The organism is Citricoccus sp. (genome assembly GCF_032154715.1).
Lineage (GTDB): Bacteria > Actinomycetota > Actinomycetes > Actinomycetales > Micrococcaceae > Citricoccus.
In genome coordinates, this window is sequence record NZ_JALDXU010000053.1 from 1 (window position 1) to 22,681 (window position 22,681).

Consider the following 22,681-nt stretch of genomic DNA (forward strand, 5'->3'; position numbering starts at 1 on the left):
CCCCGTCGGTACGTCTGGGGTCAGGGGATCAGCGGGCCACGGCATAGGGAGGACGCCGCAGGTCCTCGGCCAGGGCCTCGGACGGATCGGTCCCGAGGTCCACGATCCGGTTGTCCGTGTCCACATGGACGACGGCCGGCACGAAGGAGCGCGCCTCGGCGGATTCCATCTGCGCGTAGGTGATGAGGATGACGGTGTCCCCCACGTCCACCAGGTGCGCCGCGGCGCCGTTGATGCCGAGGACGCCGGAACCGCGTTCACCGGCGATCGTGTAGGTCTCCAGCCGTGCCCCGTTGGTCACGTCCACGATGGCCACGAGTTCGCCGGGGAGGATGTCCGCGGCATCGAGCAGGTCCTGGTCCACGGTCACGGACCCGACGTAGTGCAGGTCAGCGTGGGTCACGGTCGCCCGGTGGATCTTGGACTTGAACATGGTGCGCGTCATGGCCATATGGCGTGCATCCCTTCAGATGGCTGGACTTGCCGGAGTGTCTACTTCAACGGTCAGGGGGCTTCCCGTATTCCGGAAGCAACCCTCGATACTAACGCGTTCGACACACTTCCGGCCAGATGTGCCGGTTTCCCCACGACCCCTCGGGCGCCGCGGCAGGCCGCCGGTACCGTGTGACCATGGCCGACTCCAGATCCACGCCCTCCTTCACCTCGCCGTCCACCCCGACCACCGGGAAACTGCTTGACCAGTCCGCACGAACCTGGCTGGTGACTGGCGCGACGAACGGGATCGGCCTGGAGGTGGCTCGCGAGGCCGCCCGTGCGGGGGCGCGGCTGGTGCTTCCGGTCCGGGACGCAGAGCGAGGACAGGCCGCGGCTGAGGACCTGCGCCACTTCGGCGCGGAGGTCAGGGTCGGCCAGCTGGACCTGGCCGATCTGGCCTCTGTCAGGGCCTTCGCCGCCGGGCTGGACGAGCCCGTCGATGTCCTGGTCAACAACGCCGGTGCGGTCACCCCGCGTCGCCGCGAGACCACCGACGGATTCGAGATGATCCTGGGCACCAACTTCCTGGGGCCCTTCACCTTGACCAACCTGATCGCCGGGCACCTCCGTGGTCGGGTGGTCATCGTCGGCTCCGGGGCACACCAGGGCGGGCAGGTCGATGCCGCGGACCCGCACTTCCGGCACCGCCGCTGGAGCATCGCGGCGGCCTACGCCCAGTCCAAGCTGTGCGACATGCTCTGGGCTCGCGCACTGCAGTGCCGCTTGACTGCCCAACCGGCCACCGTGGACGTCCAGCTCGCCCACCCGGGCTGGGCCGTGACCAACATCCAGAATGCCACCGGCGTGCCCGTCCTGGACCGCGCCGTCACGGGCGTCTGCCGACTCATCGGCCAGTCGGCAGCGGACGGAGCACTGCCGATCCTCGAGGCAGCCGTGACCGGCTTGCCGCCGCTGACCTACCTCGGGCCGGACGGCTTCCGCCAGTGGCGTGGCCAGCCCGAACCGCAGCAGACCTCAGCGCTGGCCCGCGACGACGCCGCCGCAGAGGCGATCTGGGACCTAGGCGTACGGGAAACCGGTACCGACTTCTCTGCGGCAGCCGTCTGATGGAACCGACTGCTGACGCTCCCTCGCTGACCTGGGAACAGGCCGGGGTGAGCACATCCGCCACGTGGTGGTCTGCCAACGGCCGGCCGGCCCCCCAGAAGCTGGTCGTCGTCGATGACCGGCTCACCACCGTCCAAGCCGTGAAGTACGCGGCCCAGGGCTCCGCCATGCTGTGGCTGGGCGACTTCCACAACGCGAAACAGATCCTCAGCGCGATCGATCGACGCCTGGCCAAGGGCAAAGGCGGGGCGGCCGCACGGCCCGTCGTCGGCGATGCGCAGGCCTTCTATCGCCTGCGCCAAGCCCGCGCCCAACGCTCGCGGATGATGTCCCTGATCCTGGTGCCCCTCGCGTTCGACGCACCGGGCGGGGCGGCCACGGTGCCCCTGCCCCGCGCCCCTCAGGTCGGTCCCGCGGTCGAATACGCCTATGCGCAGCAACCCGGCTTCGGCGAGGGCAACGCTGTGGTGAGCCTGCAGGAGCTGTCCGGCGTGCAGAGCGCCTACCAGTGGTACCTGACCGGCATCGAGATCCCCGCCCTGAAAGGCAGGATCCATCCTCATTACGGCACGTTCCTGCCCACCCGCCACGAGTACCTCGACCTGGTGGCCCAGGCACCGCTGGTCAACCGGGAACTGGCGTTCGATGTCGGCACCGGCACGGGAGTGCTGGCCGCCGTGCTCGTGCACCGTGGCGTGCGGAAGGTGGTGGGGACGGACCTCCAGCAGCGCGCGGTGGACTGCGCCAACGAGACCTTCGCCCGGCTCGGCGTCCAGGACGCGGCCGAGGCCCAGCTGACCAGCATGTTCCCCGCCGGACGGGCCCCACTCATCGTCTGCAATCCCCCGTGGTTGCCGGGCAGCGCGGCCACCACCCTCGACGCGGCCGTGTACGACCCCGGCAGCACCATGCTGCTGCAGTTTCTGAAGGGACTGCCGGATCATCTGACCGACGACGGCGAGGGCTGGTTGATCCTCTCGGACCTGGCCGAGCTGCTCGGACTGCGCAGTCGACAACTGCTGATGGACGCTATCGACCAGGCGGGGCTCGAGGTGATCGACCGGCTCGACACGACACCCCGCCATCAGCGGGCCTCCGATCGCTCGGATCCCCTCCACGCCGCCCGCTCGCGGGAAGTCACCTCGCTGTGGAGGCTAAGGGCGCAACGGCCGATTGACGCCTCTGAGGGGTGAGCCGTCGGCCTGCTGACTGATCACCGCCGCGGGGTCGAAATCTCCGGAACAGGCCCATCCGGAAGGCCCCGGTCAGCCAGACTGGCCTCGGGTACGGCGACGAGCTCCGGATCTACGACGGGGGCAAGATGACCCTCGATGGGACAGGCCTGCAGATGATCTTCCGGATCCTGAACGATGGCGGCTTCATCACCAACCCGTCGGCGAACCGGCCCGGCCTCCCGGCTGATCCAGTGTTCTGTGCCAACGAGAATGTGATCACCGTGGCGGGTCTCCGTCGTGATGATTTCCCGTCGGCGGCCGGAATCTCGGCAGGCCTTGACGCGAGGGCCGGGTCCATGTCGCTTTGGCAATGGGACCGTCCCGAGCACGCGGAATTCCCCCCTGGACCACCCTGCAAGGCAGTGCCGCGCTGTCCGGTACGCACCCACGGAGTCTGCACACCCGTGATTTAGTTCCGGAGCCGGGTGGAGCTCGGCGCGGACGACACGGCCAGCATAGTCTTACCCAAGCACTTGACGGCCACCGTGGAGCCGGGCACCGACCTCGCCGTCATATTCAGCCCTGCGGCCCCGACGCGGCCTGGTGCGCCTTACGCACCGAAACCCCGACCTTCGTGCACGAAGTCGCCGGTTCCGTGGTCGCCTGGCATAACCTGCCCGAGGGCGAGGGGTCAGTTTTCAGCGGTCGCTGACAGACTGATGCCGACTATCCTTGCCGCGTGTCAGGAGGTCCGTGCGGAATCAATCAGCTCTGCACTGTTGCGACGACTCAGGCGGCTCTCCGTGATGACAAAAATCACGAGCAGCACCGCCCCGACGAGAATCATGACGATGTTACCGAGTTGTGCGAATGAGGCGAGAGAGCCCGACGCTGGGTAAGCGCCCTGCATGAAGATACTGGGATCGGTGCTCGCGTGCAGCAGGATGGGCGCGACGATCGTGCGGGTAACGCGGAGCGCAAGGTACATGCAGAAACCGAAGAAGAACGTGTAGAACATCTGAAGCACCGTGGATATCAATGGTTGACCGGTGAAGAAGTTGAACGCGTGCAACAGTGCGAACAAGGCCGCCGAGACGAGACCGACCGCGATCTCGGACCGGCCCGAAGAGCGCATGATGCGCACAACATACCCCCGGGTCAATATCTCTTCCGAAAAACCGATAAGGAGGCCCGCAAGGAGCCACGTGGCGACCCAGTTGAACCCGGCCGCTGCGTAGTCGATGCTCGCGAATCGCAGTACGTTGAAGACCAACACGACCGCGACAGCGATCCACATCCAGCCACCCCCGCGGATTCGCTGCCTGGAGAACACGCTTCGTAGCCAGCCAAGGCTTGTCCCGAAGCCGATCAGCAAAAGGCTGCCGATCAGAATTGGGACGACGAAGACCACGGCTACAAAACTCGCTGAGCTCTCATCACCAATGAAAGGCAAGAAGGGCGCCATGAAGAGGGAGGCCGGCTCATAAATTGCGAGGTAACCAACGGTGAGGATCAGCGCTTTCCACCACCGACCGCGCTCCCAAAACTTCGCCCATCCCGAACGATTTGTCTTACTTTCCACTGGCCCCCCTAGTTTTGGTTTTATTCAATCACGACTGGATGTTGGGAATTCCACCTGGATCGGAGGCCTCCGACCGGGCAATCGGCAGCAGATCGGGGCCGTAGGGCAGCGAGGTAGCGTCCACTCTGAAGAGGCAATTTCAGTATCGACGAGCTCAACGACCAGCCCGCCCAGAAGGCCCGCGACTGTCTTGGCCGGATCGCCAGTAAGTACCCCGAACTGGTGGCCGGCCGACTGTATCTATACGACCAGCCCCGGCCGCGGCCAACGCCCGTCCCGGACCGTGACCGTCGGTGGAAGGCCGCGCATGCCCGCGTCCTGGCCTTCAGCGAGGGGAACGGCCGACGCCCATACCGGAACTCCTACGACAACCCCGAGGGCCTCCCGCCCCAAGGCCGAGGACGCAGCGATCCGACCACACGCTCGGGCGGCTGGTCGTGCATCGGGTCCGGTGGCTTGATGAGACCATTCCTGGTTGGCAGGGCTGAAGAAATGTGGCGGTTCTGGGGCGGTTGAACTGCCACAGGGCACCTGAATGCATCACAACTTCTCGGTCTCGTGTTCGCGCTCCGACGAAGGTCAGAGGCCTCCGGTGTCCCTGCGGATACCAAAGATGCAAGGGGTACAGACAGGGTGGGCCCAGAGGGACTCGAACCCCCGACCCCTTCGGTGTAAACGAAGTGCTCTAACCAACTGAGCTATAGGCCCCAACCTCCGGTGCGGGCAGGCCGCCACCGGACCGCTTCATGCTACCTCAGCGGCTCGCACCGGGACGTCAACTCCAACTGGTGGACGGCTCCCCCGGAACGGCGTCCAGGTGGTCCTGTAGCCTGCGCTCGTCCCCGACGGTGGCCCGGATGCGGGCCAGAACTCTACCTGCGGCGTCCATCAGGACGCTGCTGCGCCGGGCCCGGCCCGTGGAATCGTTGAACTCGCCGACGGCGCGGGCTGCGGCCCCGTGGGGCCAGAAATCGGACAACAGCGGAGTGCGGATGCCGGTCTCGTCCGTCACCTTGCGCAGCACGGCGGCTGAATCGCAGGACACCACCCGCAACCCGATGCCGGCCGGTGCCAGCCGCTCGGCGAGCTCGTCGACCCAGCCGAGCTCGGCGGTGCACACCGGGGTGAAGGCCCCCGGCAGGAAGAACAGCCAACAGCGGATGGGCGCGACGCCGTCGTCGCGCAGGGTTCCCCGGCCCGCGCCGAGCGCGTCCGGAGACGGTGGCGCCACGGGGGGCCACGGCCAGAGTTGGCCGTGCTGGTCCCGCAGTGCCGGCGGCTCCGCTGGGGCTGCCGGAACCTGAGGCAACCCCGCCGGACCGGTCACAGGTTGCGCTTGGCCACCAGTCGGGTGGCGGACCAGTCCGCCGAGACCCCGGCGGTGGTGGTGACGTGCAGACCGGCCGTCGGTGCGGCCTCGGCGATGTCCGCCGGTGGCACGTGGCCATCACGTCCGTTACGCGGGGTGAGCAACCACAGCGCCCCACCGGTGTCCAACGTGGTCTGCGAGTCCATGAGGGCATCGGCCAGGTCATCGACGTCTCCGTCCGCCTCCCGCCACCACAACAGGACGGCGTCGACCGGCTCCTGGTCCTCCTCGGTCAACAGCTCGCTACCGAGCTCGTCCTCGAGTGTGTTCCTGAAATCGAAGTCGATGTCCTCGTCAAAACCGAGTTCCTGGACCAGTTTGCCTTGGGAAAGGCCCATCTTCGCGGCCGGTCCATCACTGGTCTCCGCAGTACGCCCTACGGCGGGGGCGGAGTCTGGCTGGTTCACATCTCTCCTTGACTGTTGCGTGGTACCCATGTGGGCATCATCTCACCAGATTACGTCCTCGCGGGCACCAGGGGCCATGCGGGGTACGCAAGCCTGCGTCCGGGGCCCGTCAGGTTATACAGTCTTGGGTGGAACCAGAGGACCCGCCCCTGACCATCCAGCCGGACGATCCCGGTGTGGACCGCGGGCCCACCAGACCAGCGGAGACCCTCCGCCGACAGAGAGGTTGCCGTGAGCGCAGCTGAAGAGAGCTCCCACATCCTGAGCGGACTGACCAACCAGATGTCAGACAAGGATCCCCAGGAGACGGCAGAGTGGATCGAGTCCTTCGACGGACTCGTGGAAGAGCGGGGCACGGAGCGCGCGGAGTACATCATGCGCCAACTCCTGCAGCGGGCCGGCACCAAGTCGGTCGGCGTACCGATGGTCACGACCACGGACTACGTCAACACGATCCCCGTGGACCAGGAGCCCGAGTACCCCGGAGACGAGGAGCTCGAGCGCCGCTACCGCAACTACCTGCGGTGGAATGCCGCCATGATCGTCCAACGCGCCCAGCGCGAGGGGGTCGGGGTCGGCGGCCACATCTCCTCCTACGCCGGGCTGGCCACCATCTACGAGGTGGGCCTGAACCACTTCTTCCGCGGTCAGGACCACCCGGGCGGTGGCGACCAGGTCTTCTTCCAGGGCCACTCCTCGCCCGGCAACTACGCCCGGGCCTTCCTCGAGGGACGTCTCTCCGAGGAGGAGCTGGACGGTTTCCGCCAGGAGAAGTCCAAGGCGCCCCAGGCCCTGCCGTCCTACCCGCACCCGCGCATGCTGAAGGACTTCTGGCAGTTCCCCACCGTGTCCATGGGCCTCGGTCCGATCAACGCGATCCACCAGGCGCAGTTCAACCGCTACCTGCACAACCGCGGGATCAAGGACACCTCCGACCAGCAGGTCTGGGCCTTCCTCGGCGACGGGGAGATGGACGAGCCGGAATCACGCGGAGCCTTGCACATCGCCGCCAATGACAAGCTCGACAACCTGAACTTCGTGGTCAACTGCAACCTGCAGCGCCTCGACGGGCCGGTGCGCGGCAACGGCAAGATCGTCCAGGAGCTGGAGGCCTACTTCCGCGGCGCCGGCTGGAACGTCATCAAGGTCCTCTGGGGCCGCGAATGGGACCAGCTGCTGGACCAGGACGACGAGGGCGAGCTCGTCCGCATCATGAACGAGACGCTCGACGGCGACTACCAGACCTACAAGGCGGAGTCCGGCGGATTCGTCCGTGACCACTTCTTCGGCCGCTCCTCGGTGACCAAGGACATGGTCGCCGACATGACGGACGACGAGATCTGGGGACTCAAGCGCGGCGGCCACGACTACAACAAGGTCTATGCCGCCTACCAGGCAGCCATGGACTACAAGGGCAAGCCGACCGTCATCCTGGCGCAGACCATCAAGGGCTACGGGCTGGGTCCGCACTTCGAGGGCAAGAACTCGACGCACCAGATGAAGAAGCTCACGGTCGAGGACGTCAAGCTGTTCCGCGACCGCCACCGCATCCCGATCACGGACGAGCAGATCGAAGCCGACCCGTACAACGTGCCGTATTACCACCCGGGCCCGGACGCGCCGGAGATCAAGTACATGATGGAGCGTCGCCAGAAGCTGGGCGGGTTCCTGCCCGAACGCCGCACGGACTATGACAAGATCCCGATGCCGCCGGAGGCGACCTACAAGCACGCCCGCAAGGGCACCGGCAAGCAACAGGCCGCCACCACCATGGCCTTCGTGCGCCTGCTCAAGGACCTGATGCGGGACAAGAACATCGGCAACCGCATCGTGCCGATCATCCCGGACGAGGCCCGCACCTTCGGCATGGACTCCTTCTTCCCCACGGCGAAGATCTACAACCCCAAGGGTCAGAACTATCTGTCCGTGGACCGGGACCTGATGCTGTCCTACAAGGAGTCCACGTCCGGCCAGCTGTACCACGTGGGCATCAACGAGGCCGGCGCCACCTCGGCGATGACCGCCGTGGGAACGTCCTACTCCACGCACGGTGAGCTCATGATCCCCGTGTACATCTTCTACTCGATGTTCGGCTTCCAGCGTACCGGCGACGCCTTCTGGGCCGCCGGTGACCAGTTGGCCCGCGGCTTCGTCATCGGCGCCACCGCCGGACGCACCACCCTGGCCGGCGAGGGCACCCAGCACATGGACGGCCACTCGCCGATCCTGGCCGGCACCAACCCGGCGGTGAAGCACTACGATCCGGCGTTCTCCTTCGAGATCGCGCACATCGTCCGCCAGGGCCTGGAGGACATGTACGGGGAGCACGACCGCGGAGACGAGGTCCGCAACGTCATGTACTACCTCACCGTGTACAACGAGCCGATCATCCACCCGAACGAGCCGGAGGACCTGGACGTGGAGGGGCTGCTCAAGGGCATCTACCGCTACAGCCAGGCCGGCGCCGACGTCACCGGCCCCAAGGTCCAGCTCATGGGCTCCGGCGTGTCCGTGCCCTGGGTCATCGACGCGGCCAAGATCCTCGCCCAGGACTGGAACGTGGCCGCGGACGTGTGGTCCGTGACCAGCTGGAACGAGCTGCGCCGTGACGCCGTGGCCGCCGAGCGTGAGGCGCTGGAAAGCGCGGAGGGCAAGGCCCGCGTTCCCTACATCACGCAGAAGCTGGCCGAGACGGAAGGCCCCGTGGTGGCCACCACGGACTACGCCACCCTGGTCCCGGACCAGATCCGCCCCTTCGTCCCGAACGACTTCGCCACCCTGGGTGCGGACGAGTTCGGGTTCGCGGACACCCGCGCCGCGGCGCGCCGCTACTTCCTCATCGACACCCACTCGATGGTCGTGAAGGCGCTGCAGATGCTGGAGAAGGACGGCAAGGTCGACGCGGGCACCGCGGCCGAGGCCTACCGCACGTACCGGATCGACGACGTCAACGCCGGCACCACCGGCAATGCCGGTGGCGATTCCTGACCCTCTCCCCCGGAAGTACGGCCCGGGTTCGCCCGGATCACGACGACGGCCGGTGAGGTGCACAGCGCACCTCACCGGCCGTCGTCGTCCTTGTGGGTTTCCCACAACCCACCCGTGTCACGCGCGTCACGACGCCCCTTCCGGGGCCTATGCTCAAGTGCATGTCCGACGCGCGCAGCACCCCACCGCCGCGCAAGGTCTCCGAGGAGTCCCTGCGCCGGCTGCGGGCCCATCTGGGCGCGCTCAACACCGCCACGCTCCAGCGCCTGGACTCCACGCTGCCGTGGTACCGGAAGCTGACGCCGGACGAGCGTTCCTCCCTCGGACTCATCGCCCAGCGTGGGCTCACCGGATTCCTGTCCTGGTTCGAGCGGCCCACCACCTCGATCAGCACCGTCCTCGGTGAGGTCTTCGGCGGCGCCCCGACCGAGCTGACGCGGTCCATCAGCCTGCAGCGCGCCCTCCAGCTGATCCGCACGGTCGTGGACGTGGTGGAGGCCCAGGTGCCGGGGATCGTGCAGGACCGGGACCAGATCCTCGTGCGCGAGGCCGTCCTGAGATACTCGCGGGAGATCGCCTTCGCCCTGGCCGATGTCTACGCCCGTGCCGCGGAGACCCGCGGCGCCTGGGACAGCCGGAACGAGGCGGTCCTGCTGGACGCCGTGCTGCGCGGTGAGGCACCGGACGAGATCCTCTCCCGGGCCACGGCTGCCGGCTGGAACGGAGACAAGGGGATCATGGTGATGGCCGGGCCGACACCCGCCGCGGACCTGCCCACCCGCCTGGCCGGGGCACGGCGCACCGCGGTCCGCGCCGGCCACGACCTGCTGGTGGGCGTCCAGTCCGAACGCATCGTCCTCGTGGTCGGCGGCGTCACGGATCCCAGCCAGGCCGCCCTGGCCCTGACAGCCTGGTTCGGTGACGGTCCGGTGGTCTACGGCCCCCTCTCCGACAGCCTGGTGGATGCCCACCGCAGCGCCCGGGAGGCCCTGGCCGGGCTGGCCGCCGCCGCCGCCTGGCCCCGCGCACCCCGCCCGGCCCATGCCCAGGACCTGCTTCCCGAACGTGCCCTGCACGGCGACCAGGCCGCCATCGACGTGCTGGTCCAGCGCGTCTTCACCCCCCTGCAGGCCGCGGGCAACTCCCTGCTGGAGACGGTGGATGCCTACTGCGAGCTGGGGCATTCCCTCGAGGGCACCGCCCGGGAACTGTTCATCCACGCCAACACCGTCCGCTACCGGCTGCGGCGGGTCAGTGAGATCACCGGCTGGGATCCCCTGTCCCCGCGGGACGCGTACGTCCTGCAGACCGCCCTGGTCGTCGGCCGGCTGCTCCCCGCCCCCGGTACCAACTTGTAGGAACCCTCCAAAACAGGAGGCGCAGCTTGGTGTTCCCACCGCCCCGGAACTGGGTCACGGTTTTGACACAGTTAAGGACATGCTTGCGATCGTGTGCCCCGGACAGGGCTCCCAGACCCCCGGGTTCCTCACACCATGGCTTGAGATGGACGGCATGGCCGGCCTGCTCGCCGAGTGGTCCACCGCCACCGGGGTCGACCTGACCGCCCACGGCACCGTGTCGGACGAGGCCACGATCAAGGACACGGCCGTGGCCCAGCCCCTCATCGTGGCCGCCGGCCTGCTGGCGGCGCGGGCCCTGGACCTGGCCTCCGTCCCCGTGGCCGGGTGGACCGCGGCGGGTCACTCGGTGGGTGAGATCACCGCAGCCGTCCTGGCCGGAGTGCTCCCCGCGGACGAGGCCCTGGAGTTCGTCCGCATCCGCGCCTCCGGCATGGCCGAGGCCGCCGCAGCCGAACCGACCGGGATGTCCGCCGTCCTCGGCGGCGATCCGGACGAGGTCCTGGCCGCCCTCGAGTCCCAGGGGCTCGTCCCCGCCAATGTCAACGGCGGCGGCCAGACCGTCGCCGCCGGCTCGGCTGCCTCGCTGGCCGCCCTGGCCGAGAACCCGCCGGCCAAGGCCCGCGTCATCGCCCTGAAGGTCGCCGGCGCCTTCCACACCCCGTACATGGCCCCGGCCGTTCCGGCCCTGACCACCTACGCGGACGGACTGGACCCCCGGGACCCCGCCGTCCCCCTGCTGTCCAACCGTGACGGGCTCGTGGTGGACACCGGGCGCCGGTTCGTGGACCAGCTCGTGGACCAGGTGACCCGCCCGGTCCGATGGGACCTCTGCATGGACACCCTGAGGGACACCGGCGTGACCGGCATCCTGGAACTGCTGCCGGGGGGCACTCTCACCGGTCTGGCCAAGCGTGCCCTCAAGGGCACTCCCACCCTGGCGGTGAAGTCCCCCGCGGACCTGGACGCCGCCCGTGACTTCATCGCCGAGCACGGCGTGGCCGCCACCGTCACCCCCTCCACCACCGGTACCGCCGGCTGACCTGACCGGACGCCGGGCGCGCGGAGATCCCCTGGTGTCCGAGCCCCACCCACCCAGACTGCAACCCGAGAACCCCGAGGACACCATGACCACCACCCTGAAGCAGTACGAGCCCGCCGCCGGCAGCCGCATCCTCTCCGTGGGCGCCGCGCGCGGCAACCTGGTGGTGACCAATGAGGACATCGCCGGACCGATCGACTCCTCGGACGAGTGGATCCAGAAGCGCACCGGCATCGTCACCCGCCGCCGTGCCGACCGGGACCAGTCCCTGCTCGACCTCACCACCCAGGCGGCCCAGGAGGCCATCGAGAAGGCCGGGCTCACCGGGGCGGACATCGACGCCGTCATCGTCTCGACCGTCACCTCCCCCTACGCGACCCCGTCGGCCGCCGCCGCGCTGGCCCACAACATCGGAGCCACCCCCGCGCCGGCCTTCGACATCTCCGCCGCCTGCGCCGGCTACTGCTACGGCGTGGCCCAGGCCGACGCCCTGGTGCGGTCCGGCATGGCCGAGAATGTGCTCGTGGTCGGTGCCGAGAAGCTCTCGGACTTCATCGACGAGACGGACCGCTCGATCTCCTTCATCCTCGGCGACGGCGCCGGTGCCGTGGTGGTGGGCGCCTCCGAGGACGCCGGGATCTCCCCGAGCGTGTGGGGCTCCGACGGTGAGCGCTGGGAGACCGTCAGCATGACCCGCTCGCTGCTGGATCTGCGTGATGCCGCGGAGACCGCACGGCGCACGGGCGACACCTCCGCCCTGACCGACCCGGAGTCCAAACTCTGGCCGACGCTGCACCAGGACGGGCCGAGCGTGTTCCGCTGGGCCGTGTGGTCCATGGCCAAGGTGGCCCAGGAGGCCCTGGACAAGGCCGGTGTCCGCGCCGAGGACCTGGCGGCCTTCCTGCCGCACCAGGCCAATGAGCGGATCATCGACGAGCTGGCCAAGCAGCTGAAGATGCCGGACACGGTGACGATCGGCCGGGACATCAAAGAGACCGGCAACACCTCCGCGGCCTCCGTCCCCCTGGCCATGCACCGGGTCCTCCAGGAGGACCCCTCCCTCAGCGGGGGCCTGGCCCTCCAAATCGGTTTCGGCGCCGGGCTGGTCTACGGCGCCCAGGTGGTCCGGCTCCCCTGAGCCGCTCTCCCTGACCTGACCTCCACGTCAACAGACGCTGGATCAACCACCATCATCCACACCGAAGGAGCCACCATGGCAAACAAGGAAGAAATCCTCGCCGGCCTCGCCGAGATCGTCAACGAAGAGACCGGCCTGGAGTCCGAAGAGGTCCAGCTGGACAAGTCCTTCACCGATGACCTGGACATCGACTCGATCTCGATGATGACCATCGTGGTCAACGCCGAGGAGAAGTTCGACGTCAAGATCCCGGATGAGGAAGTCAAGAACCTCAAGACCGTGAACGACGCCGTCGAGTTCATCGCCAACGCCCAGGGCTGACCTGGCCTTTGGATCACAGCGACCGGTGAGGGAACCGGCCGGCGGACAGCAGGATTGTCCCGACGCCGGCCGGCCCCTTCCCCGGTTCAGGGCTACTTCCAGCCCCTCTCAAACCACTCGTTCGGGTCCACCGACCCGGTAGACCAAAGGTAGATACATGAACCGCACAGCCGTGATCACCGGGCTCGGTGCCACGACACCCATCGGCGGTGACGTCCCGACCCTGTGGCAGAACGCCCTCGTCGGAACCTCGGGTGCTCGCCCGCTGGAGCAGGAGTGGGTGGCCGAGTACGAGTTGCCCGTGACCTTCGCCGCTCAGGTGTCCACTCCGGTGGCAGAGACCCTCTCCAAGGTGGAGATGAAGCGGATGGACCCGAGCACCCAGTTCGGGATGGTGGCCGCCCGTGAGGCCTGGGCCGACGCCGGACTCGACGCGGAGGGTTCCGTGGATCCGGATCGCTTCGCCGTGTCCTTCGGCACCGGCATCGGCGGTGTGTGGACTCTGCTCGACGGCTGGGACACCCTGCGGAACAAGGGCCCGCGCCGCGTGCTGCCCATGACCGTGCCCATGCTCATGCCGAACGGCCCGGCCGCGGCCATCAGCCTGGCCCTGGGCGCCCGCGCCGGCGCCCGGACCATGGTGTCCGCCTGCGCCTCCGGCACTGAGTCCCTCGACATCGGCCTGGAACTCATCCGCTCCGGCCAGGCGGACGTGGTGGTCTGCGGCGGCGCGGAAGCCGCCATCCATCCCCTGCCGATCGCCGCCTTCGCCTCCATGCAGGCCCTGTCCCGGCGCAACGACGAGCCCGAGCGCGCCTCCCGGCCCTATGACAAGGACCGTGACGGCTTCGTGCTCGGCGAGGGCGCCGGCGCCCTGGTCATCGAGTCCGAGGAGCACGCCAAGGCCCGCGGAGCACGCATCTACGCCGAACTGGCCGGAACGGGCGTCACCTCGGACTCCTATCACATCACCGCTCCCGAGGCAGAGGGGCTCGGCGCCTCCCGCGCGCTGACCCTAGCTCTGGAATCGGCCGGTGCCGCTCCCACGGACGTCAGCCATGTCAACGCCCACGCCACCTCCACCCCGGTCGGCGACCGCCCGGAGTATCTGGCCATGAAGTCCGTCTTCGGCGGCCACCTGGACGACGTGGCCGTGTCCGCCACCAAGAGCCAGACCGGGCACCTGCTCGGCGCCTCCGGTGCCATCGAGTCCGTGCTCTCCGTGCTGGCCGTTCACCACGGCCAGGCCCCGGTGACCATCAACCTCGAGAACCAGGACCCGGAAATCCCGCTGAACGTGGTCACCGACCAGCCCCGTCAGCTGCCCCAGGGCGCCCGCGTGGCGGTCAACAACTCCTTCGGGTTCGGCGGCCACAACGCCGTCTCCCTGTTCCGGAGCGTCTGACGCCGGGTCAGCACCCCGCGCCCTCCACGGCGTTAACGGCAGAACCCGCCGGGATCACCTGGCGGGTTCTGCCGTTCTGGGAGGAAAAGGAGGGCTCACAAGCGCCGCTGCGGCGACAACTCCGGCGGCGACTATGACAGCGTGGCTGTGGCAGTCACCGTGAGGGTCATGATCAGCCGACCTGGTGCAGCCAGCGCACCGGGGCTCCCTCGGCCGCCTGGCGGAAGGGTTCCAGCTCCTCGTCCCAGGCCTCGCCCAGGGCCAGGCTGAGCTCGTGGAAGACGGCCGAGGGGTCACCGCTGCCCTGCTCGTAGGCGTAGCGGATGCGGTCCTCGGACACCATGATGTTGCCCGTGACGTCCGTGGTGGCATGGAAGATGCCCAGTTCGGGGGTGTGGGACCACCGGCTGCCGTCCGCTCCAGCGGAGGCCTCTTCAGTGATCTCGTACCGCAAGTGGGCCCACCCGCGCAGGGCCGAGGCCAGCCGGGCGCCCGAACCCTGGGGTGCGGTCCAGACGATCTCGGCTCGATAGGCACCCTGGGATGCCGGCTGCGCCGTCCAGTCGAGCCGGTCCTGGGCACCGAGGACCGAGCCCACCGCCCACTCGATGTGTGGGCATAGCGCGGCCGGGGCCGAGTGGATGTACACAATTCCACGGACCATGGTTTCAGACATACGTTCCTCCCAGTGCTGTGCGGTACGTCTTCCCCAACGACCCCACAGGCGGGTGAACCACACGGGTTCCCGGGAGGCAGCGACTTGCGCCAGATGCCTCAAGATGTTCAATTATTGATGCTGGTACCGGAAGCTCCTAAGTCAGTCGAAGGAATGACATGGGTGTGCTTCCGGGACCATTGTGCCCCACAAGTGCCTCCCAAGCCAAGATCGACACCCTTTCAGGCCCGCGGATGCGCCTGACGGTACCCCTCGCGCAGCCGCTCGACCGAGATGTGGGTGTACAGCTGGGTGGTCTGTAGGGAGGAGTGGCCGAGCAGTTCCTGCACACTGCGCAGGTCCGCGCCGCCGTCGAGCAGATGGGTGGCTGCCGTGTGGCGCAGCACGTGGGGACCACGGGCGGCAGTGTCCCCGAGCCCGGCCAGGGCACGGTTGACGACCTCGCGGACCTGGCGCACGCCCAGACGACCGCCCCGGACTCCGAGGAACAGGGCATCTCGGGCTGGGCCTGAGGCGGTGCCTGAGGCCGAGAGTGGACGGTGGTCAGACGGGTCACCGGGCGCGAGGACCCGCCGGCCGTGAACGAGCCAGCGGTCAAGGGCGGTCGCCGCGGGCGCGCCGAAGGGCACCGTCCGCTGCTTGCCGCCCTTGCCGGTGACCACCAGCGTGCGGCGTTCATGGTCCACATCCCGGCGGTCCAGACCCACCAACTCGGAGACGCGCAGGCCGGTCGCATACAGGACCTCCAGCAGGGCGGCGTCCCGCAGGGCGACGGCCCGTTCCCTGGCGTCCCCCGGCGCGGGCGCCCCGGCCGTGTCCAACAGCCGTCCAGCCTGGCCGGCACTGAGGGCATCAGGCAGCGTGCTGCTGCGCTTCGGGGAACTCAGCCGGAGCGACGGGTCCTGTTCGAGGTGTCCCTCCCGCACGGCCCACGCCATGAAGACCCGCACGGAGGCGGTCTTCCGGGCGAGCGTTGACCGCGAGCGCCCGACTGCGGACAGCCGGCCCAACCAGCCGCGCAGGTCGGCGAGGTCGAGTCCGCCCAAGACCTCCGGCCAGGCTCCCTCCACGGGGACCAGTTGCTCGTGTTCGGCCACCTCGGTGACGAGACCTTCCACATCCGAGAGATAGGCGCGCACCGTCTGGTCCGAGCGGTTGCGTTCGTGCCTCAGGTGGTCGGCGAAGCCCTCGACCCAGGCGCGATCCCGGGCCGCCAGCCGGGGCGGCGTTCCGGCATCCGGGGCAGGCGGTGCAGTGGAGGAGGCCATGGTCCCACTCTGCCACCGAGCCGTCCCCTGACGCGGCTACGACTCCCCTCCTGCGTCGCTGTCAGTCTGGCCGACCAGTCCTTCTCACCCCCGTCATCCCTCCCCCTGTAGTTGCCGTCATTTCTACCGCAGACCCTGCTGTCCATGCCGCTGACTCCCCTCCTTGGCCGCACTGCGGCGCCAACCGGACTCCCGCTGCTCGGCCAGCGACTGGCGTTGGAGCTTCTTCAGCGTGCCCATGACCGTGCCGGGGCCCAATCCGGCCACGGCGCAGAGTTTGTCCACCGGGGCGGCGTTGCGGAGGGGCAGGGCCTCATAGACCAACAGCTCCTCCACCGTGAGGTGGTCGTGGGGCCGAGCGGTGCTCGGCGCACCACTCGAGAGCCCCGACGTAGCCGTGCTATTTGACCCTCCAGGGCCACTCTCGCCTCGAGAGCCGGGCCCGAGACGCGCGGCCCGTCGATCCCCAGTGGCATGCTCGGTATCCCCGCCGCTCGGCATCAAGGCCAGGGCCTCCTCCACGTCACTGACGACGACTGCGGGAGATTCCCGCAGCAACCGGTGGCAACCGGCGGACTGCGGGGACGTCACCGGCCCGGGGACCACCCCGACCTCCCGGCCCAGGCCCAGGGCGTGACCGGCCGTGTTCTGCGCCCCGGAACGCCACCGCGCCTCCACCACCAGCACGGCAGCGGACAGGGCCGCGATAATCCGGTTGCGTTGCAAGAACCGGTGACGAGTCGGACTGGCACCCGGTGGCAACTCGGACAGCAGCAGGCCCTGCGCCGCCACCTCGCGCAGCAAGTCCTCATGGCCGGCCGGGTAGTAACGGTCCAGGCCTCCGGCCATGACCGCCACCGTCGGCGGCGTCCCCGTCCCCGAGGTCAGCGCCGCCCGGTGGGCCATGGCATCGATGCCATAGGCCCCGCCGGACATCACCGTCACTCCCCGTGCGGCCAGACCGCCGGCCAACGTCCTCGTCACCGACTGCCCATAGCCGGTGGCGTCGCGGCTGCCCACCACAGCCAAGGTGGAGCTCTCGTGGGAAAGGGGCCCCGCACCCCGGAACCACAAGGCCACGGGGGCGGCCGGTCCCAGGTCATCCACCCCACTGGGCCACTCGGGATCCTCGGGGATCAACAGTCCACCGCCCATGCGTCCCAGGGACGCCAAGTCCCGTTCGGGGGCGAGGCTCGAGGCCCGGGCCGCCCACCCGGCCAGGGACGTGGTCCAGGTCCGCTCGGTCAGCGTCACGCCCTCCGAGGCGAGGGCAAGCCTGAGATCCTGCCGCTCATCGGCACCCGGCGTGTCCCGCCCCGTGAGGATCTGGACCGCACGCGAGGCCCCCCAGACCCGGACCGCGGTGGCGCCCAGGACCGAACCGGGCTCGAGCAGCCGGGTCAGGGCGGCCCGGGCGATACGCAGCTCGTCGGTGGCTCCCGCCGGAATGGCGTTCCCGCACCTGTCCTCTCCCGTCATCTCGTCCCCATCTCTATTCCCGTCTCTGTCGCTGTCGCTGCCTCTGTCTCCCTGATAGCCCTTCATGCGGCGTCCTCCCCGTCGCTTCGGCGCCGCAGATACAGGGCCGCGTCCACGTCCTCCGCCGCCGGTTGGTCCGCTCCGCGCAAGTCCGCCATGGTCCAGGCCAGACGCATGACGCGGGCATGGCCCCGGGCGGTGAGCTCGGTCCGGTCCAGGGCCGCATCGGCTCCGGCGCGCGCACCGGGCCCGATGGCCAGCGGCCCCTCCCGTAGGATCGCCGCCGGGAGGTGGGCGTTGCGGGACAGGCCGAAGGGCCTCAGCCGCTCGGCCTGCCGCTGGACGGCCGGCAGGATGCGGTCCCGCACCGTGGCCGAATCCTCTCCCCCGGCACCGGAGACCAGGGCCGTGGCGTCCACCGCCGGCACCGCCACCTGGATATCCACCCGGTCCAGCAGGGGGCCGGACAGCTTGGCCGCATAGCGCCGCCGTTGCAGGGACGTACACCGGCACTTGCTGCCGCGGCCGCCGCCCCAACCGCAGGGGCAGGGGTTCGCCGCGAGTACCAGTTGGAAGCGGGAGGGATAGCGCACCGCCCCGGAGGACCGGTGGAGGGTGATGGTCCCGGACTCCAGGGGCTGGCGCAGGGCGTCCAGGGCACGCCGGTCGAACTCCGGTGCCTCATCGAGAAACAGCACCCCGCCGTGCGCCAGGGACGCGGCCCCCGGCCGAGCGATCCCTGACCCGCCGCCCACCAGGGCCGCCATGGACGCGGAATGGTGGGGCGCCTGGAAGGGAGCCTGGCGGATCAGCCTGGCCGCATCCTGGGGCCGTCCGGTCAGCGAGCGGACCGCGGTCGCCTCCAGCGCCGTCTGGTCGTCCAATGGTGGCAGGATGCCGGGCAGCCGTTCGGCCAGCATCGTCTTGCCCGCCCCCGGGCTGCCCTCCAACAACAGGTGATGTCCACCGGCGGCAGCCACCTCCAGAGCGAACCTGGCCTCAGCCTGCCCCGCGACCTCCGAGAGATCGGGTTCGCGCCCCCAGGACTGGTCGATGGAGGCGCCCCTGTCCTCACCACCCGGCGGTGGTTCCGCCACGGCACTGGCCAGTGGGGGTTCCGGTTCCCCGCCGAAGGCCCGGATCACGTCATACAGGGAGCGGAACCCACGCACCTTCGCGCCAGGAACCAGGGAGGCCTCATCCGCCGATTCCTCGGCCACCACCACCTCCGGGTACCCGGACTCGACCGCCGCCATCACCGAGGGCAGGATGCCAGGGGCATGGCGCAAACGGCCGTCCAGCCCCAGTTCGGCCAGGAACACGGGGCCGTGGACGCCATGCACCTGGCGGTCGGCGGCATAGGCGGCCATCACGATGCCCAAGTCGAATCCCGGGCCGCGCTTGTGCAGCGCCGCCGGAACCAGGTTCACGGTCAAGTGCCTCCGCGTCAGCGGCAGCCCGGAGTTGCGGGCGGCGGCCTTGATCCGGTCCCGGCTCTCCTGGAGCGATTGGTCCGGCAGCCCGAGCAGGACGAAGCCGGGCAGCGTCTGACCGATGTCCGCCTCAACCTCCACCACGTGGCCGTGCATGCCGGTGAGGGCCACGGCCAAGGTCCGTCCCATCACGGCGGCCGCGCTCATGGGCGGATGTCCTTCAGGACCTCGACGGTCAAGCCACCGCCGGCCGGAAGCAGGACGGAGACGGCGTCCACCCGCCAGCCGGCCAGCCGCCGCACGTCCGGGTGCGCCGCCGCCCATTGGAGCGACAGCCGGTAGAGCCGGCGGAGCTTGCGGGGGTTGATGGCCTCGAAGGGGTGGCCGTACCCGAGACCGCGGCGGGTCTTGACCTCGACCGCCACCCACCACCCCTGGTGGATCCCCACGAGGTCGAGCTCACCGTCCGGGCAGCGCCAATTGCGGTCCACGATCTCGTAGCCCTGATCCTGCAGCCACCGGGCGGCCACATCTTCCCCGAAGCGGCCGAGAGCCGTGTGTGCTGATGATTGCTGCGGCCGGCGACCGGCCGCGGTGGATTGATCCATTGATGCACCTCCACGCTCCAGCCTGCTCGCTGTCAGGGTGGCGTGGGGTGTGGCGCGTGCGCACTGTGGATGCTGGAGGGGAACCGGTGCGCTGTGGAGGACAGCGCCGGTTCTCCGGACACCACCCGCCGGTTCCGCGGCTACGGCAGGGCGGGCCCGTCCTGGGGCAGCTGCAGGTCGTCGTTCTGCGGAAGTTCCTCCACGTTGACGTCCTTGAAGCTGAGGACCCGCACCCGCTTCACGAAGCGGGCGGTGCGGTAGATATCCCACACCCAGGCGTCCTCCATCAGGACCTCGAAGAACACCTCGCCACCCTCCGCGCGGGCCTTCACCTCCACGGCGTTGGCCAGGTAGAAGCGGCGTTCGGTCTCCACCACGTACCGGAAGAGGCCGACCACGTCACGGTACTCCCGGTAGAGCTGGAGCTCCATCTCGGATTCGTAGTTCTCGAGTTCGTCGCCGCTCATGCCGTCCATTCTCCCTGTTGCAGGCGCTGTTCCCGGCCCTGTTCCGGCCTCCGCGGCCAGGCCGGGGTTGCTTCCTGGCCTCGCGACAGACCCAGGTTCCAGCTCATCCGATGGTAGGGGCTCGGCCCCCGGTCCCAGATGGCCTGCCGGTGCGCCGCGGCCCCATATCCCTTGTTGCCCTCCCAACCGTAGTCCGGAAAGGCCTCCGACAAGCCGGTCATCAGCCCGTCGCGTTCTACCTTGGCCAGGATCGAGGCGGCGGCCACGGTGGCACACGTCGCATCGGCCTTGACCTGGAGGTGCACCGCACCGGGGCCGGGGGCCAGGCCGACGCTGGCCTGCAGCGGGGACCTCGGCAGCCAGTTGTCGCGTCCGTCCAGCACCAGCGCATCCGGGATGCGCCCCAGATCAACCGCCACCCGGTGCCAGGCCCGCCGTCCCGCGAGGGCGAGGGCCGCGGAGATCCCGTACCGGTCGATCTCCCCGGGTTCCGCGTGCCCGACGGCGGCCGCGGCACCCCAGGCGAGGATCTCGGGAACCAGCGCCTCCCGGCGCTTGGCGGACAGGACCTTGGAGTCACGGACCGCCGGTTGCGGGCCGGCGTCGGGCAGGGCCACGACGACGACCCCCACGCTCACCGGACCGGCCAGGGCGCCCCGGCCCACCTCATCCATGCCGGCGACCAGCAGCGGGCGTCCGGTCGGCTCGGCATCCCCCGTGCGCTTGATGTCTGTGGGTGGGGCGAGGTCCAGCCGGGCCGCGACGAGAGACAGCTCGACCGACAGGTCAGGACCGGGCACAGCGGCGCGCGGGGTCATGCGGGCCGACGTCCTGCTCCGGGGCGGGCGGGGTTCACTCGGGCTCCGTCCGGGCCGCCTCGGAGTCCGGGACGTACTCGAAGGCGTCGCGATCGCCGCCGGCATCCCCCCAGCGGGACAGGGGCCAGGCGATGACCTCCGCGCGGCCGGTCACGTCATCCAGGTTGATGAAGCCGTTTCCCGGGCCGTCCTGGTGCATGCGGGAGTCGGCGGAAGCGTCCCGGTGGTCCCCCATGACCCAGATGTGGCCTTCGGGCACCGTGACGTCGAAGGGGATGTCCGAGGGGGCCGATCCCGGGTGCAGGTACGGCTCGTCGACCGGGGTGCCGTTGACGGTGAGCATGCCCTCGGCGGTGCAGCACTCCACCCGGTCCCCCGGCAGCCCGATGAGCCGCTTGACGAGGTGCTGCTCGGAGGAGTTCGGCATCAGGCCGATGAACTCGAGGGCCTCGCGGACCGGGTTGGAGGCCACCGGGGCCGGTTCACCGAGCCACCCCTTGGTGTCCTCGAAGACCACCACGTCGCCGCGCTCCACGTCGAAGGGGCCGGGGACCAGGAGGTTGACGAAGATCCGGTCGTTGATCTGCAGCGTCTGCTCCATGGACCCGGAGGGGATGTAGTACGCGCGGAACAGGAAGGTCTTGACCAGGAAGGAGGCCAGCAGGGTGATGAGCACGATCAGGACGACTTCACGGACTGCGAGCCAGAGCCGGTGTCCTCCGGAGGAAGCGCCGGCGTGGCCGGTGGTAGGCCCCGCGACATGACCGGCATCGTGGCCCGCAGGGGCCTCGGTGGAGGTCTCAGCGGGGGTCATCCCGGAGCCTTCCCCTTGAGGGGCCTCAGGTGCCCCCGGGTTGTTCTCCTGGGCCATCTCCCCGTCCTCTCCGCTGGTCCGGCTGTCCACTCTACCGCTCGCCCGCTCCCGGCCCCGGCTCCAGCGGGGTGCGTCGCTCCGCGGGCCACGCGATGCCGGTCACCTTCCCAATGACCTTGGTCTCCTCGATCATGCCGCCCCCCGGGGCTCCCAGGAGGCCACGTGAATCGTGGGAGTGGTGGCGGTTGTCCCCCAGGAGGAACAGCCGTCCCTCGGGCACCTCGACGGCGAACGTGGTGCGGGAGGCCGGCGGTGCGGCGAGGTAGTCCTCCGGAACGGCCTCGCCGTTGACCTCGAGCAGTCCGTCGACGCTGCAGCAGGAGACGCTGTCCCCGCCCACGCCCGCCACTCGCTTCACGTAGGCGGAGGTGTCCGGCGCCAGGCCGAGCCATTGCAGGGCCTCGTCCACGGCCCGGAGCGGTGCAGGCCGGGGATCGTAGGGAACGAAGCTGCCCTCCCCGTCCACGACGACCACGTCTCCCCGCTCCACCGGTTCGGCGGCGTAGGCCCCCCGATCCACACTGATGCGGTCTCCGGGGAGCAGGAGCGGCTCCATGGACCCGGAGGGGACGCGATACAGGTCCGCCACCGTGCTGCGCAGCAAGGCGGCAGCCAGCACGGCGGCGATCAACACCGCACCGACGAGGACGGCCCAGGCCCGGACAGGATGTGAGGCGACCGCTGTCCGCAGACGACGACGCCGCGGGGGG

General features: G+C 69.3%; 21 protein-coding genes and 1 tRNA gene. 8 read left to right on the forward strand and 14 right to left on the reverse strand.

Going from position 1 to position 22,681, the window contains the following annotated elements; all coding sequences use genetic code 11:
- Positions 1-28: 28 nt before the first annotated feature.
- The gene (gene panD / locus RUH65_RS09985; protein WP_313817253.1) at positions 29-445 is read right to left on the reverse strand and encodes an aspartate 1-decarboxylase; all 417 of its coding nucleotides are present in this window, start codon (positions 443-445) and stop codon (positions 29-31) included.
- A 185-nt stretch (positions 446-630) separates the two neighbouring features.
- Here panD and RUH65_RS09990 point away from each other — a divergent pair, with 185 nt between their 5' ends.
- Both RUH65_RS09990 and RUH65_RS09995 read left to right on the forward strand, forming a co-directional pair.
- Positions 631-1,563, forward strand: a complete 933-nt coding sequence (locus tag RUH65_RS09990; RefSeq protein WP_313817254.1) for an SDR family NAD(P)-dependent oxidoreductase — start codon at positions 631-633, stop codon at positions 1,561-1,563.
- Positions 1,564-1,610: 47 nt separating this feature from the next.
- A complete protein-coding gene (locus RUH65_RS09995; protein WP_313817255.1) occupies positions 1,611-2,756 on the forward strand; it encodes a class I SAM-dependent methyltransferase in 1,146 nt (381 codons plus the stop codon).
- Between the two features lie 724 nt (positions 2,757-3,480).
- On the opposite strand, the gene RUH65_RS10000 is transcribed toward RUH65_RS09995, so the two are convergent.
- The 4 genes from RUH65_RS10000 to RUH65_RS10015 all read right to left on the reverse strand — a co-directional run bounded on the left by RUH65_RS10000 (position 3,481) and on the right by RUH65_RS10015 (position 6,027).
- On the reverse strand, positions 3,481-4,320 hold the full coding sequence (locus tag RUH65_RS10000; protein WP_313817256.1) for a CPBP family intramembrane glutamic endopeptidase: 840 nt from the start codon (positions 4,318-4,320) through the stop codon (positions 3,481-3,483).
- A 634-nt stretch (positions 4,321-4,954) separates the two neighbouring features.
- Positions 4,955-5,028: transfer RNA gene (locus RUH65_RS10005), tRNA-Val, on the reverse strand.
- A gap of 67 nt (positions 5,029-5,095) precedes the next feature.
- A complete protein-coding gene (locus RUH65_RS10010) occupies positions 5,096-5,551 on the reverse strand; it encodes a redoxin domain-containing protein (protein ID WP_313817257.1) in 456 nt (151 codons plus the stop codon).
- Positions 5,552-5,643: 92 nt separating this feature from the next.
- On the reverse strand, positions 5,644-6,027 hold the full coding sequence (locus tag RUH65_RS10015) for a DUF3052 domain-containing protein (protein ID WP_313817258.1): 384 nt from the start codon (positions 6,025-6,027) through the stop codon (positions 5,644-5,646).
- Positions 6,028-6,378: 351 nt separating this feature from the next.
- Between RUH65_RS10015 and aceE the strand changes: the two genes are divergently transcribed.
- From aceE to fabF, 6 genes are all read left to right on the forward strand, one after another.
- The gene (aceE, locus tag RUH65_RS10020; protein ID WP_396180000.1) at positions 6,379-9,084 is read left to right on the forward strand and encodes a pyruvate dehydrogenase (acetyl-transferring), homodimeric type; all 2,706 of its coding nucleotides are present in this window, start codon (positions 6,379-6,381) and stop codon (positions 9,082-9,084) included.
- 161 nt (positions 9,085-9,245) lie between these two features.
- A complete protein-coding gene (locus RUH65_RS10025; protein WP_313817260.1) occupies positions 9,246-10,442 on the forward strand; it encodes a helix-turn-helix domain-containing protein in 1,197 nt (398 codons plus the stop codon).
- Between the two features lie 79 nt (positions 10,443-10,521).
- Positions 10,522-11,484 carry an ACP S-malonyltransferase gene (locus tag RUH65_RS10030; protein WP_313817261.1) on the forward strand — a complete coding sequence of 321 codons (963 nt, stop codon included), beginning with the start codon at positions 10,522-10,524 and terminating at the stop codon, positions 11,482-11,484.
- 85 nt (positions 11,485-11,569) lie between these two features.
- Positions 11,570-12,622 carry a beta-ketoacyl-ACP synthase III gene (locus RUH65_RS10035; RefSeq protein WP_313817262.1) on the forward strand — a complete coding sequence of 351 codons (1,053 nt, stop codon included), beginning with the start codon at positions 11,570-11,572 and terminating at the stop codon, positions 12,620-12,622.
- Positions 12,623-12,697: 75 nt separating this feature from the next.
- Positions 12,698-12,943: an acyl carrier protein gene (locus tag RUH65_RS10040; protein ID WP_188803109.1), complete on the forward strand. Its 246-nt coding sequence runs from the start codon at positions 12,698-12,700 to the stop codon at positions 12,941-12,943.
- Positions 12,944-13,100: 157 nt separating this feature from the next.
- Entirely contained in the window at positions 13,101-14,348 is a 1,248-nt protein-coding gene (gene fabF, locus RUH65_RS10045; RefSeq protein WP_313817263.1) for a beta-ketoacyl-ACP synthase II, read from the forward strand.
- Positions 14,349-14,520: 172 nt separating this feature from the next.
- Here the strand turns inward: fabF and RUH65_RS10050 are convergent, their stop codons facing one another.
- The 9 genes from RUH65_RS10050 to lepB (RUH65_RS10090) all read right to left on the reverse strand — a co-directional run.
- On the reverse strand, positions 14,521-15,024 hold the full coding sequence (locus RUH65_RS10050; RefSeq protein ID WP_313817264.1) for a DUF3145 domain-containing protein: 504 nt from the start codon (positions 15,022-15,024) through the stop codon (positions 14,521-14,523).
- A gap of 221 nt (positions 15,025-15,245) precedes the next feature.
- Entirely contained in the window at positions 15,246-16,292 is a 1,047-nt protein-coding gene (locus tag RUH65_RS10055; RefSeq protein ID WP_313817265.1) for a tyrosine recombinase XerC, read from the reverse strand.
- Positions 16,293-16,415: 123 nt separating this feature from the next.
- Positions 16,416-17,771, reverse strand: a complete 1,356-nt coding sequence (dprA, locus tag RUH65_RS10060; protein ID WP_313817266.1) for a DNA-processing protein DprA — start codon at positions 17,769-17,771, stop codon at positions 16,416-16,418.
- A 62-nt stretch (positions 17,772-17,833) separates the two neighbouring features.
- Complete coding sequence (locus RUH65_RS10065; RefSeq protein ID WP_313817268.1) at positions 17,834-19,411, reverse strand: YifB family Mg chelatase-like AAA ATPase; 1,578 nt, start codon at positions 19,409-19,411, stop codon at positions 17,834-17,836.
- Complete coding sequence (locus tag RUH65_RS10070) at positions 19,408-19,812, reverse strand: YraN family protein (RefSeq protein WP_313817269.1); 405 nt, start codon at positions 19,810-19,812, stop codon at positions 19,408-19,410. The genes RUH65_RS10065 and RUH65_RS10070 overlap by 4 nt, the downstream gene beginning before the upstream one ends.
- A gap of 140 nt (positions 19,813-19,952) precedes the next feature.
- Positions 19,953-20,279 carry a DUF2469 domain-containing protein gene (locus RUH65_RS10075; RefSeq protein ID WP_313817270.1) on the reverse strand — a complete coding sequence of 109 codons (327 nt, stop codon included), beginning with the start codon at positions 20,277-20,279 and terminating at the stop codon, positions 19,953-19,955.
- Positions 20,276-21,097, reverse strand: coding sequence for a ribonuclease HII (locus RUH65_RS10080; RefSeq protein WP_313817271.1), 822 nt, complete (start codon positions 21,095-21,097; stop codon positions 20,276-20,278). The genes RUH65_RS10075 and RUH65_RS10080 overlap by 4 nt, the downstream gene beginning before the upstream one ends.
- A 34-nt stretch (positions 21,098-21,131) precedes the next feature.
- Positions 21,132-21,911: a signal peptidase I gene (gene lepB / locus RUH65_RS10085; RefSeq protein ID WP_313817272.1), complete on the reverse strand. Its 780-nt coding sequence runs from the start codon at positions 21,909-21,911 to the stop codon at positions 21,132-21,134.
- A 91-nt stretch (positions 21,912-22,002) separates the two neighbouring features.
- On the reverse strand, positions 22,003-22,681 hold a 679-nt coding region (lepB, locus tag RUH65_RS10090; protein WP_396179998.1), incomplete at its 5' end, for a signal peptidase I.